At 43.6% G+C, this 12,951-nt stretch carries 13 protein-coding genes and 1 pseudogene; 5 read left to right on the forward strand and 9 right to left on the reverse strand.

Annotated features, from left to right (window positions below):
* The coding region (asnB, locus tag AB4496_RS10080; RefSeq protein ID WP_372130909.1) for an asparagine synthase B at window positions 1-991 on the forward strand (991 nt) is incomplete at its 5' end.
* An 82-nt stretch (window positions 992-1,073) separates the two neighbouring features.
* Here asnB and rfaH read toward each other — a convergent pair.
* On the reverse strand, window positions 1,074-1,580 hold the full coding sequence (gene rfaH, locus AB4496_RS10085; protein ID WP_009847338.1) for a transcription/translation regulatory transformer protein RfaH: 507 nt from the start codon (window positions 1,578-1,580) through the stop codon (window positions 1,074-1,076).
* Between the two features lie 501 nt (window positions 1,581-2,081).
* Between rfaH and AB4496_RS10090 the strand changes: the two genes are divergently transcribed.
* Window positions 2,082-3,467, forward strand: a complete 1,386-nt coding sequence (locus AB4496_RS10090) for a peptide MFS transporter (RefSeq protein WP_009847339.1) — start codon at window positions 2,082-2,084, stop codon at window positions 3,465-3,467.
* Between the two features lie 106 nt (window positions 3,468-3,573).
* Here AB4496_RS10090 and hemH read toward each other — a convergent pair whose 3' ends face one another.
* The 3 genes from hemH to htpG all read right to left on the reverse strand — a co-directional run bounded on the left by hemH (window position 3,574) and on the right by htpG (window position 7,750).
* Window positions 3,574-4,536, reverse strand: coding sequence for a ferrochelatase (hemH, locus tag AB4496_RS10095; RefSeq protein WP_009847340.1), 963 nt, complete (start codon window positions 4,534-4,536; stop codon window positions 3,574-3,576).
* Between the two features lie 276 nt (window positions 4,537-4,812).
* Window positions 4,813-5,457: an adenylate kinase gene (adk, locus tag AB4496_RS10100; RefSeq protein ID WP_102257779.1), complete on the reverse strand. Its 645-nt coding sequence runs from the start codon at window positions 5,455-5,457 to the stop codon at window positions 4,813-4,815.
* 388 nt (window positions 5,458-5,845) lie between these two features.
* Window positions 5,846-7,750: a molecular chaperone HtpG gene (gene htpG, locus AB4496_RS10105; protein ID WP_009847342.1), complete on the reverse strand. Its 1,905-nt coding sequence runs from the start codon at window positions 7,748-7,750 to the stop codon at window positions 5,846-5,848.
* A gap of 270 nt (window positions 7,751-8,020) precedes the next feature.
* Here htpG and AB4496_RS10110 point away from each other — a divergent pair.
* The 3 genes and pseudogenes from AB4496_RS10110 (at window position 8,021) to AB4496_RS10120 (ending at window position 9,910) form a co-directional block, all read left to right on the forward strand.
* Window positions 8,021-8,931: pseudogene (locus tag AB4496_RS10110) on the forward strand (transcriptional regulator).
* A 1-nt stretch (window position 8,932) separates the two neighbouring features.
* Window positions 8,933-9,448 carry a regulatory protein ToxS gene (locus tag AB4496_RS10115; protein ID WP_009847344.1) on the forward strand — a complete coding sequence of 172 codons (516 nt, stop codon included), beginning with the start codon at window positions 8,933-8,935 and terminating at the stop codon, window positions 9,446-9,448.
* 150 nt (window positions 9,449-9,598) lie between these two features.
* A complete protein-coding gene (locus AB4496_RS10120) occupies window positions 9,599-9,910 on the forward strand; it encodes a SelT/SelW/SelH family protein (RefSeq protein WP_017096855.1) in 312 nt (103 codons plus the stop codon).
* 30 nt (window positions 9,911-9,940) lie between these two features.
* Here the strand turns inward: AB4496_RS10120 and yfcE are convergent, their stop codons facing one another.
* From yfcE to AB4496_RS10145, 5 genes are read right to left on the reverse strand one after another with little or no spacing between them, the layout of a single operon-like run.
* Window positions 9,941-10,486 (reverse strand): phosphodiesterase, encoded by a 546-nt coding sequence (gene yfcE, locus AB4496_RS10125; RefSeq protein WP_009847346.1) that lies wholly within the window; start codon window positions 10,484-10,486, stop codon window positions 9,941-9,943.
* Window positions 10,487-10,533: 47 nt separating this feature from the next.
* On the reverse strand, window positions 10,534-10,941 hold the full coding sequence (locus tag AB4496_RS10130) for a CBS domain-containing protein (protein ID WP_009847347.1): 408 nt from the start codon (window positions 10,939-10,941) through the stop codon (window positions 10,534-10,536).
* Window positions 10,938-11,288, reverse strand: coding sequence for a P-II family nitrogen regulator (locus AB4496_RS10135; protein ID WP_009847348.1), 351 nt, complete (start codon window positions 11,286-11,288; stop codon window positions 10,938-10,940). The genes AB4496_RS10130 and AB4496_RS10135 overlap by 4 nt, the downstream gene beginning before the upstream one ends.
* Entirely contained in the window at window positions 11,278-12,072 is a 795-nt protein-coding gene (locus AB4496_RS10140) for a DUF1538 domain-containing protein (protein ID WP_009847349.1), read from the reverse strand. The genes AB4496_RS10135 and AB4496_RS10140 overlap by 11 nt, the downstream gene beginning before the upstream one ends.
* Window positions 12,069-12,803, reverse strand: a complete 735-nt coding sequence (locus AB4496_RS10145) for a DUF1538 domain-containing protein (protein ID WP_009847350.1) — start codon at window positions 12,801-12,803, stop codon at window positions 12,069-12,071. The genes AB4496_RS10140 and AB4496_RS10145 overlap by 4 nt, the downstream gene beginning before the upstream one ends.
* Window positions 12,804-12,951 lie beyond the last annotated feature (148 nt).

Raw genomic sequence — 12,951 nt, forward strand, 5'->3', positions numbered from 1 at the left:
CGTTCCTTACGGTGTACTTCTATCTGGTGGCCTTGATTCATCAATCACTTCTGCAGTCGCTAAACGTTTTGCAGCAATGCGTATCGAAGATGACGAGCAATCAGAAGCTTGGTGGCCACAACTACACTCATTTGCTGTTGGCCTAGAAAATGCTCCCGATCTGATTGCTGCACGTGAAGTTGCGGACAAAATCGGTACTGTACACCATGAGATGACTTACACCATTCAGGAAGGCTTAGATGCAATCCGTGATGTTATCTACCACATCGAAACTTATGATGTTACGACCATCCGTGCTTCAACGCCGATGTACTTGCTAGCTCGTAAGATCAAAGCAATGGGTATCAAGATGGTACTTTCTGGTGAAGGTGCTGATGAAATCTTTGGTGGCTACCTGTACTTCCATAAAGCGCCAAACGCAAAAGAGTTCCACGAAGAGACGGTACGTAAACTTCTTGCTCTAAGCATGTTTGACTGTGCTCGTGCAAACAAATCACTTGCAGCATGGGGAGTCGAAGGTCGTGTACCATTCTTGGATAAAGAGTTCATCGATGTGGCTATGCGTTTAAACCCTGAAGACAAAATGTGCGGTAACGGTAAAATGGAGAAACACATCCTACGTGAGTGTTTTGAAGACTACTTACCAGATTCAATCGCATGGCGCCAAAAAGAACAGTTCTCTGATGGTGTTGGCTACGACTGGATTGATACATTGAAAGCAACGGCTGAAGAAAAAGTAACGGATCAACAAATGGAAGCTGCTCAGTTCCGTTTCCCTTACAACACACCAACAACCAAAGAAGGTTATGCTTACCGTGAAATCTTTGAGGAGCTATTCCCTCTAGAATCGGCGGCAGAGTGTGTACCTGGCGGCCCTTCAGTTGCCTGTTCATCAGCAAAAGCGATCGAGTGGGATGAGTCATTCAAAAACTGTGTAGACCCATCAGGCCGTGCGGTACAAGCCGTTCACAACGACGCCTATAACGCTTAAGCGTTTGAAAAATCAAATACTAAAAAAGGCGCATTATGCGCCTTTTTGTTTTAAGCCTAGTTTTTACTTTTTAATATTTCACTTATACGTGAGCTTGTAGTGCTTCGTTTTCAATACTGATCGGAACCACTTGGCTGATCATTTTTACGAGCATAATGGATCGAGCTTCGCCATCTTTCTGATGGTAAATAGCTTCAACACCCGCAAACTGGCCACTATTAATTTTGACAACTTGCCCTGATTCAAACTCAACACAGCAATCTTCAACTTCGCTACTGCAACACTTCTCGAACTCTTTTAGCTCAAAAACCAAATCACCTTGGACTTCATACGGCCTTGCACCGAACTTAATAAAGTCGACAACACCACGAGTTGAACGAACGGTAGTAAAGCTTGGGCCTTGCTCATAATCAAAACGGACAAAGATATAGGATGGGAACAGCGGTTCTTGGACCAGCTTCTCTTTCCCTCTCACTACCTTTTCGACTTCTATTTGAGGGTAAAAGCACTCTACCCCCTGATTTTCTAGGTGCTGTTGAGCGCGTTTTTGATCACCACGCTTACAGTAAAGTAAATACCAACGTTTCATTTAACTCGCCATCTTCGTTCTTTGGACATTTAACCACAGCCTAAAACAGTTTAGTCGCCGTTAATAAATGAGTCCTGATAAGCGAGAAATTACGCGCAACAGACAGACTTATCAACCAAAAAGTCATAGGTAAAAAATTTGGTCAGTCATTGTACAAGGAACATTTAGAGATCAAAAGACTCATTGCTGTAAGCATATGTATATCGCAGATAATATGAATAACATTCCCTATAAGATCATAACGATAGGCTAGGGCAATAGATCTAAACATTTTTATTGGATAGGATCTTAAAAAAGGTTACTAACCAACCAGGTCAAATATGGAAAATTAGTTTGCAGCACAAGCAGAATGGGCCACATTAAAAGTAAATTTATTTAATATCAACACTTTAGCAAAACCAAGTTATCGTGACCACAAAATACGCCTATTGCAGACTTTTACCCTACTGTGTATACATGAATGACTATAAAATCTTTTAATACCTAAAATTAGTAAAACTTATGCCAAGCAATCACAACATCTTTGGCCACCCTAGAGGCCTATTTTTATTATTTAGCACAGAGCTATGGGAACGTTTCTCCTACTACGCGATGCGTGCCATCCTTGTTTTATTTTTGACTGACACGACCCTCAACGGTGGGCTTGGTTGGTCAACGAAAGACGCACTTGATCTCTACGGTATTTACACTGGCTTAGTCTACATCACGCCATTGATCGGTGGCTGGATTGCCGATAACTACTTAGGACAACGTAAATCGATCCTAGTGGGTGGTGTATTAATGGCACTCGGCCAATTTACACTCGCTCTTCCTAACGGCGCTATTGGCTTAGACCAAGTAAATGCTCTTTATCTAGGTTTAGCACTCCTTATCAGTGGTAACGGTATGTTTAAGCCAAACATCTCGACCATGGTTGGCGACCTATACCAAGAAGGCGATAACCGCCGTGACGGTGCATTCACCATTTTCTACATGGGCATCAACTTAGGTGCATTATTAGGTGGCTTGATTTCAGGCGCTGCTGTCGACTCTTTCGGCTGGAAAGCAGGTTTCTTAGCCGCTGGTATTGGTATGGTTATTAGCTTAATCATGCAAATGACAATGGCTCAATCTTGGTTAGGTAACATTGGTTCAGTGCCAGCAGCTGCGCGAGCAAAAGCACTGAACCAATCTAAAGAAAAAACGCCACTAACCAAAGAAGAGTTCGATCGATTAAAAGTTATTCTGGTTATGGGTCTATTCGTCATAGTTTTCTGGGCGGGCTTTGAACAAGCTGGCGGTCTGATGAATATCTATACTCAACAATATACTGACCGCATGATTGGTGGCTTTGAAGTCCCAGCGGCGTGGTTCCAATCTCTGAACCCATTCTTCATCATTACACTTGCACCAATCATTGCTGCATTTTGGGTTAAGCTTGGTAAGCGTGAACCAAATTCTCCAGTGAAATTTGCAATGGCTTTGTTCTTCCTAGCTCTTGGTTTTGTGTGCATGATGGGCGCTGTAATGGAGCAAGGTGGCGACCTAACAGTGAAAACATCAATGCTGTGGCTAGTCGGTGCTTTCTTCTTCCATACCCTTGGCGAACTTTGTCTATCTCCTATTGGCCTGTCGTTGGTCACTAAGTTAGCTCCGCTTCGTCTCGCATCACTAATGATGGGGGCATGGTTTGGCTTCAACGCTGTCGCAAACTACGTAGCTGGCCTTGTGGGTTCTCACGTTGGTGAGCTTGGCGCAATGTCTATCTTCGGTGGTATCGCAATTACAGCGACAATAAGTGGCGTCTTACTGCTTCTTTGTGCTGGCAAGCTTGTATCATGGATGCATGGCGTAGAAAGCAACATGATGCTTGAAGCAGAGCCAAAAGCAGAAACTTCGGTTGCTTAATATCTAGACCTATTTCAAGAAGAAACATCCAGATCAAAAAGGGCTGCTCATTGAGCAGCCCTTTTGCTATTTTTAGATATGCATGACAATTTAGGCGAAGTCGTATTTAACGATACAGCGCCACTAACTCCGCCATCATATCGATGTGCGAGTCTCTATCATTCAGACACGTAATGTAGCTAAAGTCTGAGCCACCAGCGTCAATGAAGGTCTCTTTACACTGATCCGAAATCTCTTCTAACGTTTCTAAACAATCCACAGAAAATGCAGGCGCCATAATATCGATTTTTTTGATGCCTTTGCTTGGCAATGATTCAAGTGTCTCGTCAGTGTATGGCTTCAACCACTCTTCTCGACCAAATCGAGATTGGTATGTCATGGTGATATCGTCCGCTGATAAGCCTAACTCAGCAGCAAGGAGCTTTGTTGTCGCTTCACAATGCTGTGGGTAGATGTCGCCTTCATCAGCCAATCGTTTCGGAATACCGTGGAAAGAACAAACTAAATGATCGGCTCTACCATTTTTATCCCAATGGCTACGCACGCTTTCAGCCAATGCTTTTGCGTAGCTTGGGTGCGCGTAGTAGTCGCGAATAAAGCGATAGCTCGGAATCACTGGCATCTGCTTAAAGGCCTTGGTTAAGCCATCAGATACGGCCGCTGTGGTTGTGCCTGAGTATTGAGGATATAAAGGCAATACGATGATGTCTTCAACGCCCTGACCCATTAATTGCTCAACGCCCGTTTTAAGGCTTGGGTTACCATAGGTCATACCCAGCGCTACGGGTATCTGTAATTTTTTCTGGAGCTTTTCGGCTTGTCTTTGAGAGTACACAAGCAGTGGTGAGCCTTCATCCATCCAAACAGACTGATACAGCTTAGCCACTTTCGGCGCTCTAATCGGTAAGATCACCCCATGTAAAATAGGACACCACAACCAACGCGTTAAGTTTACGACTCGCTTGTCGTGTAAGAATTCACTCAAAAATCGACGAACGCCAGCTGGGGTCGCTGAGTCTGGTGTTCCTAAGTTCACCAGTAAAACGCCCTGCTTTTTATTATTTTCCATAGATACCTGAGACCAATATGTGATTTTCTGGAACGTAATATACTAATCTACATAAGTTTAAGATCATTGTTGTGCTACTAAATTTAAGAATAATCGTTCTTAACCTAGGTGATCACAACATCACATTGATCGTTAGCCGCGCGAATCTAAGCCGTACCACGGAAACAGTGCACAATCGAGTTTATCTAGATTGGTATATGACTAAAAATTGAAACAAAAAAAGCGACCTTAAGGTCGCTTCCAATATATCAAATTCTAAAACTGGCTGTTAGCCAATTATGCTAGTGCTTTCTCAAGTTCTGCACTAACTTCAGCAACTTGCTTAGTACCGTCGAACTTAAGGTACTTAGTGTTACCTGCTTCAGCTTCTTTACCGTAGTAAGAGATAAGCGGAGCTGTTTGATCGTGGTATACACCTAGACGTGCACGAACTGTTTTTTCTTTGTCGTCATCACGAACCACTAGCTCTTCGCCAGTGATGTCATCTTTACCTTCTTCTTTAGGCGGGTTGTACACATTGTGGTATGTACGGCCAGAAGGAAGGTGAGCACGACGACCAGCCATACGCTCAACAATCACATCGTCAGCTACGTCGAATTCAACAACGTAGTCTACTGCGATACCCATTTCTTTTAGGCCATCAGCTTGAGGGATTGTGCGTGGGAAACCGTCTAGTAGGAAACCTTTCTCACAGTCATCTTGAGCGATACGCTCTTTGATTAGACCAAGGATAATTTCATCAGAAACTAGCTGACCAGCGTCGATTACTGATTTTGCTTGCTTACCAAGCTCAGTACCCGCTTTGATAGCAGCACGTAGCATGTCACCAGTTGAAATTTGAGGGATACCAAATTTGTTCATGATGAAGTTAGCTTGAGTACCTTTACCCGCGCCAGGAGCACCTAGAAGAATGATGCGCATGTTTAATCCTCTTATAAAAATTATGATTTATACCGAAGCTCACTATCCCGCCTTTCTGGTTCAATTTAAGTCGAACAAGAGAGATTAGGTAACAACTGAGGCTAAGCACAACTGTAAACAGAAGCAAAACGGTAAGTTTCGGTATAACGTTTAAAAATCATACAACTGGAGATGATAGGTTCATAGTACCAGCTGATTAGGTCGAGCATTCTATCACATTAATATTCAATTTTGCTTAAATTAAGACTAAAGAATGTATCGACAGCGTTTGCGTTCGTCTTGTTAGCAACTTTAGCGACATTTCGATGAAGTTAAGCGACGTTCATAAAAAAAGCCCGCATTAGCGAGCTTTTAATTATAATTATGAGCTTAGCCCAAAGTCGAAAGACTAACGTTTTGTCAGTAGTTCGTTGATTGCACCTAAGAATTGTGACGGATCTTCCATTGAGCCCTTTTCAGCCAGCATAGCTTGACCAAGTAGTAGCTCAACCCAACGGCCAAACGCTTGTTCGTCCGCTTCATCAGCCATCTGTTTCACAAGTGCGTGCTCAGGGTTAATCTCAAAGATGTACTTAACTTCAGGTGCAGCTTGACCCGCAGCTTCAAGAAGCTTAGCCATTTGAGTGCCCATCTCGAAATCATCGGTCACAACAACAGCAGGTGTAGTTGCTAACTTGAATGTCGTGCGAACCTCTTTAACACGATCACCAAGGTAAGCTTGAGTGCGATCAACAACAGACTTGAACTCTTCTTCCGTCTCTTTTTGCTTCTCTTTCTCTTCTTCACCTTCAAACTTGCTTAGATCTAAGCCTGCTTTTGTGATCGACTGGAACTGCTTACCGTCGAAGTCAGTTAGGTAATTCATCACATACTCATCGATACGATCGTACATTAGAACCACTTCAATGCCTTTTGCTTTGAACTGCTCCAAGTGTGGGCTGTTCTTAGCCGCGGCATAGCTGTCTGCCGTTAGGTAATAAATCTTGTCTTGGCCTTCTTTCATACGTTCAACGTAAGAAGCGAGGCTGATGGTTTGCTCAACAGAATCCTCTTCCGTTGATGAGAAACGAAGTAGACCTGCGATTTTTTCTTTGTTCGCCATGTCTTCAGCAGGGCCTTCTTTCAGTACTAGGCCGAACTCTTTCCAAAACTCCAAGTACTTGTCGTTGTCATTCTTCGCCATGCGCTCAAGCATAGTGAGTACACGCTTGGTACATGCGCCACGAAGAGACTGAGTTACCTTATTATCTTGCAGGATTTCACGAGACACGTTCAGTGGTAAATCGTTTGAATCAATCAAGCCGCGAACGAAACGCATGTAAGATGGCATGAACTGCTCTGCATCATCCATGATGAATACGCGCTGTACATAAAGCTTAAGGCCGCTCTTATGGTCACGATTCATCATATCCCAAGGTGCTTTAGCTGGGATGTAAAGTAGGCTTGTGTAGTCGTTCTTACCTTCAACTTTGTTATGGCTCCACGTTAGTGGATCAGCAAAGTCGTGAGATACGTGCTTGTAAAACTCTTGGTACTCTTCTTTCTCGATATCAGACTTGTTACGAGTCCAAAGCGCTTGAGCCTTGTTAATCTGCTCCCAATGCTTCTCTTCGGTGTCTTTACCTTCGTCATCTTTCACCGCTGTGAAGATAGAGACAGGGATACCGATGTGATCAGAATACTTACCAATCACTTCACGCAGACGCCATTCATTTAAGAACTCTTTGCCGTCTTCACGCATATGAAGAATGATGTCTGTACCACGAGATTCTTTCGTGATGTCTTCGATAGTGTAATCACCTTCACCCGCAGAGTGCCATTGCACGGCTTGGTCATTAGCAAGTCCAGCTGCTCGAGTGCGAACAGTCACTGCGTCTGCAACGATAAATGCAGAATAGAAACCAACACCAAATTGGCCAATAAGCTGAGAGTCTTTGCTTTGGTCTTCAGACAGCTTTGAGAAAAAGTCAGCTGTGCCTGACTTAGCAATAGTACCTAAATGCTCAATAACGTTGTCGCGGCTCATACCTATGCCGTTATCAGAGATCGTTAAAGTATTTGCTTCAGCGTTGAACGAAAGTTTCACACCTAAATCAGCATCGCCTTGGTAAAGGTCGCCATTTGATAGCGCTTGAAAACGAAGCTTATCAGCCGCGTCAGATGCGTTAGAGATCAGCTCACGTAGGAAGATTTCTTTATTTGAATACAGTGAGTGAATCATTAGGTGAAGTAGTTGTTTTACTTCAGATTGAAAGCCACGAGTCTCTTTATTTTGCGTTGCCGTTTCGCTCATTTTTACTCCAAAACATCTATACTTTATGTTGAATAATCATAGGGGCGTTGCACATTATGCCTCTCTTATGTTCATTAACATGAGGATGACAAATGTAAATTCAAGGTCAAAAAGCATAAAAACACTGTTTTTTTGATCTGTTTTTATTATCCTTGAGTGTTATAAATATAAAAGAACATAAAAGAAGCCATGATTTGGTGAAGAATTAACAGAACTTCACCTGAGATTTGTCTATTTCGCACCCCAAATCATCCAAAATAGAAGAGTTCAATGAGCAATATCGGCACAAAGTTTATTCTCGCACAGCGGTTCGTATTTGACCCAAATAGCAACTCACTTGTTGATCAGATGAGCGACGGTGAAGTCGTACGTCTTGGCAGCAATGAAAGCCGCATTCTCCTGATGCTGTCAGAAAGACCCAATGAAGTTATCACTCGTAACGAATTACACGAATATGTTTGGCGAGACCAAGGCTTTGAGGTGGACGACTCCAGCTTAACGCAAGCGGTATCGACACTCAGAAAAATGCTAAAAGACTCAACCAAATCTCCAGCATTTGTAAAAACCGTTCCTAAACGTGGTTATCAATTTATCGCGACTGTTGAGCGCTCAGCACCACTGTCATCAAACGATCAGCCAACAACAGCTGAAATTGCAGAAGTGACGTAGAGCCTATTTTAACATTTGCTAATACCACATTAGCTGATGAGGTCATCACTGAAACTATTGATCCAGAGCCAACTGCAAAGGCTCAAGAAAATCATGTCGAAGTCGAGCCAGTAACCAATCAGGTTAAACCTAAAGATGAAAGTTCGAATAAATGGTTAACGTTTGGAATGTTACTTGTCGCTTTCATTATGCCAATACTCGTTTTAACGTTAAAGAACCCAGCAGAGTCAGAGTTTCGAACATTAGCAGAGGTTAATGGTGTCAAAGTTCAAACCCCAATCAACCATCCAACTCTGACTAGTTGGCTGCCAGCGATAGAGAAATGTGTATTGCGTTACAACACCAGCCACACTGGCATGCTAAAGCCAACTGAGGTGATTGCAACAGGCGGACAAGGTAACAATCTAGCTCTAAACTATATTCACCCTCAAGATTACTCGAGCGAGAATGTAACTCTAAGAATTTACGCAAACCAGTCGGATGTACACGACATTTGTAACGGTGGTCAGTAACATGAAATTAAAATTATCCATTATTTTACTGGTTATCTCTGCTTTCTTGAGCGGCTGGTTATACTGGGGTAGCGATGCAAAGATAGAACGCTTGCTTACGCAACACGAATGGCAATCGAAAATGGTGACTCTGATTAGCGATATCAAGCAAGAGGATTCAATCGGGCCACTGCGTAAGGTTGAGCTATCATCGAATGCGAAGTATTTGCCAAACGGTACGTATCTGAGAATGGCTGTAGTTAAACTGTATGGCACTCAGACTGCACCCGCAAACGTCATCAATATTTCCGAAACCGGTCAGTGGGATATTAACGATAATTACTTACTGATTTCACCAACGGAGTTTAAAGATGTCACTTCTGCTGAGCGACAAGACTTTTCAGAGGAGCAACTCGAGCTGATCACTCAAGTGATTAAAATGGATGCAGAACAAAGCCGACGCATTGATATTATTAATCAGAAAGCACTGCTGCTCACTAGCCTAAATCATGGTTCTACGGTGTTATTCTCAAACTAATACTGTCTCAAACTAAAATCAGATTAAGCTAAAACTCAACAGTGATTTACTGTATATCATTAAACGATATACCAATAGAAAGGGGCATGATGCCCCTTTTTTATTAACTGTTGACATCAAACTACTGTTTTAGAATTTTTAGGGGTATCTATGAATACAGAACCAAGCTCGGTAAGTGCATCAATCACCAAGGCAACCATCGCAATACACTATTGTCGTCAATGCAATTGGATGCTTCGTTCTAGTTGGTTATGCCAAGAGTTACTGCATACTTTCAGTGAAGAGATAGAGCAAGTGAGTTTACACCCTGATACCGGAGGTCGATTTGAGGTTTTTTGTAATGGAATACAGATTTGGGAAAGAAAAGCGGACGACGGTTTTCCTGAGGCTAAAGTTCTGAAGCAAAGAGTACGAAACATCATTGCTCCAGACAGAGACCTCGGCCACGTAGACTCAAAGTGAGCCTTTTCTAACGCCGCCGATTGAGTTTATTTAAAGCTCGCCACTCACGAGAACATCACCTTCAAGGCTAATGACTTTAAAGATATTATTTTCATAGATGCCATAGCTCGCTGCGTGGCCATCTCGTGGGAATGTCACCGAGCTAGGATTAAAGATAAAGATGTCATCTTGGTATTCAGCAACAGGAATATGGGTATGACCATGGGCAATAATATCACCCGCCTTTAGCTCGGGGCGTTTATTGGTGTTGTACAAATGACCATGAGTTAGAAAAATACGTTGGCCTGATTCTAATAGTACCCACGAGTAATCCATCATCATTGGAAAAGACAACAACATCTGATCCACTTCGCTATCGCAGTTACCACGAACAGCAATGATCTCTTGAGAAAACGCATTCAACTTCTCTGCAACCGCCGGCGGATTGTATCCTTCAGGGATCGGGTTTCTTGGACCATGATTCAGAATGTCACCCAATAGCACTAAATATTGCGCACCAGACGCTTGGTAGAGTTCTAATACCCTTTCTGTTGCTGGCAGCGAACCGTGTAGGTCTGAAGCAAAAAATAATTTCACACGTACTTCTCCATAAAATTTATGAGCCTATTGTACGTATCTAACAGCTACACGTCATCTCTCGCCATACCGTTGATCACGATATTATTGTAACTAACCATACCGACTATTTTATGGTCACTGACCACAGGGGCACGACTGATACCAAAACGCTCAAACAAGCGTGCACAGTACTTCACATTCATATCGGCAGACACGCTTAGCGCTGGCTTGGTCATGATCTCATAAACATTGGTTCGCTTCGGAGAACGGTTCTTAGCCAGTACTTTCTTAGCAATATCATTCATCAATACGATGCCGTATTCGTCATCTTCGTGGCGCTTATCGACAATGATGGCTTTCACTTTATGCTTCTTAGCCATCTCTATCGCTTCCAACACAGTGGTTAGCCCATCGATAATCACATACGTATTAGCCATTACATCGCTTACTCGGATTTTTTCACTGCCACTCATAACTCGTCCTCCACAACCTTAGTTAATGTTTCAACTTGGTGCGCGACCCCGACTGCATCTTCGACATCGATCTGCACTGCTATCCCTTGCCCTGACTCTTGGTCAAACTCCCCGACTTCACCGATAGTTTCTAGAATATGCCTAGCTAGGTGCTCCTCGACGACAAACAGCAGCACATCTTTTTGCACCTCTAACGTTAACCCAAAGAAGGTGCGCTTTTGGTTTAGCCCCTGCCCTCTGGCATTGTTAATCACGGTTGCCCCTGTTGCACCCGCATCACGCGCGGCGTCGAGCACGATATCGGTCTTGCTTTCTTCTACAAACGCTAAGATAAGTTTAAAGCGCATCTTTGCTCTCCTTAGAGGATTGTGATCGGTTTAGCCATTGCGTTATTTGGGCATACCCCATCACGGATATAATTGGAAATAAGCTCGCGAAAGCAATCAACCCAAAGCCATCAATTACCGGATTTCTTCCTGGCACCGTTGACGCGAGTCCCAACCCAAGTGCCGTCACTAAAGGTACCGTCACCGTTGATGTCGTAACCCCACCAGAATCGTAAGCTAACGGAATAATCAATTTGGGCGCATAAAAGGTCTGAATAACCACAATGACATAGCCAGCAATGATGTAGTAATGAATAGGGTCGCCAGCCACGATGCGATAACTACCTAGCGATATGCCAATCGCTACACCTAACGCCACGGAGATCCTCAGCCCGTTAACACTGATACTGCCACCGGAAACTTGGTTTGCCTTAATAGCAACGGCGATCAAAGAGGGCTCGGCTATCGTGGTACTGAAACCAATACAAAACGCGAAAAGGTAAACCCAGTAATAGTCAAACCAAACTAAGGCAAGGCCTGAACTGACCTTGAACTCAGTCAAAAAACTTGGTTCGGTGAGTTGCATTGCCATAGTCTCCCCTAAAGGAAACAGCGCGAGCTCTAACCCCATCAAAAAGAGCGACAACCCAAGAATGACGTAAAAGAAACCTATCAGCACTTTGCCTAAGTTATTAACTGGCTTGCGCAGCACCGCTAATTGGAAACCGAAGATGATCACCGCAATCGGAATCACATCCATGACAGTACCAAGAAAGGTGTCGATAAATTGCTGAGCACTGATCATGTCACCACCATCCCGTAGACCATGACAAACATCATCGGCAGCAGTGAAGCAAAGGCGATCAATCCAAAGCCATCAATCATCGGATTTCTCCCTTTAATCGCAGAGGCTAAACCCACGCCCAATGCGGTCACTAACGGAACGGTAATGGTCGATGTAGTCACTCCGCCAGAGTCGTACGCAATCCCAATGATGTTTTCAGGGGCAAATGCAGTGAGCACCACAACTCCAATATAACCTCCGATGATCATGTACTGAATTGGCCAACCTTTTAAGATTCGCAGCACCCCAAGTAAGATGGCGATCCCCACCGACAATGCTACGGTGAAACGCAAGCCATCGGCGTACTGTTCCATTTCGTCTAGAGAGTTGGGAATAACACCACCTTCAGCGGCCACTTCTGCTGCTTCGGCGGCCACTGCGGTTAATGCGGGTTCCGCAATGGTGGTACCAAACCCTAAACAGAAAGCGAAGGTCAATAACCAAAACACGCTCCCCTTACGAGCAAAAGCTTGAGCCATCGACTCGCCGATTGGGAACAGACCCATCTCAAGGCCAAAGATAAAAAAAGTCAGTCCAAAAACCACCAGCACTAAGCCAGTTAGAATAGACAACAGATGAGGGAGTGGTTCTTGCAAAACAGCAAGCTGGAAGAAAGCAATCACCGCCACGATCGGCAAGAGATCCCTTAGGCTACCTAACATGGCTCGAAACAAAGCAAGCACTGCCGTCATCGCAACTCCTAGTCATTGAAATTGTGTCTGGTTATTAATTACTAATAATCATGGCAAATCCTTATCATTCCTTATGTGACAAATATTACGCAGTTGGTAACATATCGGAGTAAAATGCATAAGTGTGATAGCGGTATACATCCTAACC

The organism is Vibrio sp. 10N.222.46.A1, from assembly GCF_041473595.1.
Classification (GTDB): Bacteria; Pseudomonadota; Gammaproteobacteria; order Enterobacterales; family Vibrionaceae; genus Vibrio; species Vibrio tasmaniensis_A.

Excerpts from the sequence above, each read along its gene's own strand:
- rfaH (WP_009847338.1), bottom strand. The coding sequence starts at position 1,580 with ATGAAACGTTGGTATTTACTTTACTGTAAGCGTGGTGATCAAAAACGC.
- AB4496_RS10090 (WP_009847339.1), top strand. The coding sequence starts at position 2,082 with ATGCCAAGCAATCACAACATCTTTGGCCACCCTAGAGGCCTATTTTTA.
- hemH (WP_009847340.1), bottom strand. The coding sequence starts at position 4,536 with ATGGAAAATAATAAAAAGCAGGGCGTTTTACTGGTGAACTTAGGAACA.
- adk (WP_102257779.1), bottom strand. The coding sequence starts at position 5,457 with ATGCGCATCATTCTTCTAGGTGCTCCTGGCGCGGGTAAAGGTACTCAA.
- htpG (WP_009847342.1), bottom strand. The coding sequence starts at position 7,750 with ATGAGCGAAACGGCAACGCAAAATAAAGAGACTCGTGGCTTTCAATCT.
- AB4496_RS10115 (WP_009847344.1), top strand. The coding sequence starts at position 8,933 with ATGAAATTAAAATTATCCATTATTTTACTGGTTATCTCTGCTTTCTTG.
- AB4496_RS10120 (WP_017096855.1), top strand. The coding sequence starts at position 9,599 with ATGAATACAGAACCAAGCTCGGTAAGTGCATCAATCACCAAGGCAACC.
- AB4496_RS10130 (WP_009847347.1), bottom strand. The coding sequence starts at position 10,941 with ATGAGTGGCAGTGAAAAAATCCGAGTAAGCGATGTAATGGCTAATACG.
- AB4496_RS10135 (WP_009847348.1), bottom strand. The coding sequence starts at position 11,288 with ATGCGCTTTAAACTTATCTTAGCGTTTGTAGAAGAAAGCAAGACCGAT.
- AB4496_RS10140 (WP_009847349.1), bottom strand. The coding sequence starts at position 12,072 with ATGATCAGTGCTCAGCAATTTATCGACACCTTTCTTGGTACTGTCATG.
- AB4496_RS10145 (WP_009847350.1), bottom strand. The coding sequence starts at position 12,803 with ATGACGGCAGTGCTTGCTTTGTTTCGAGCCATGTTAGGTAGCCTAAGG.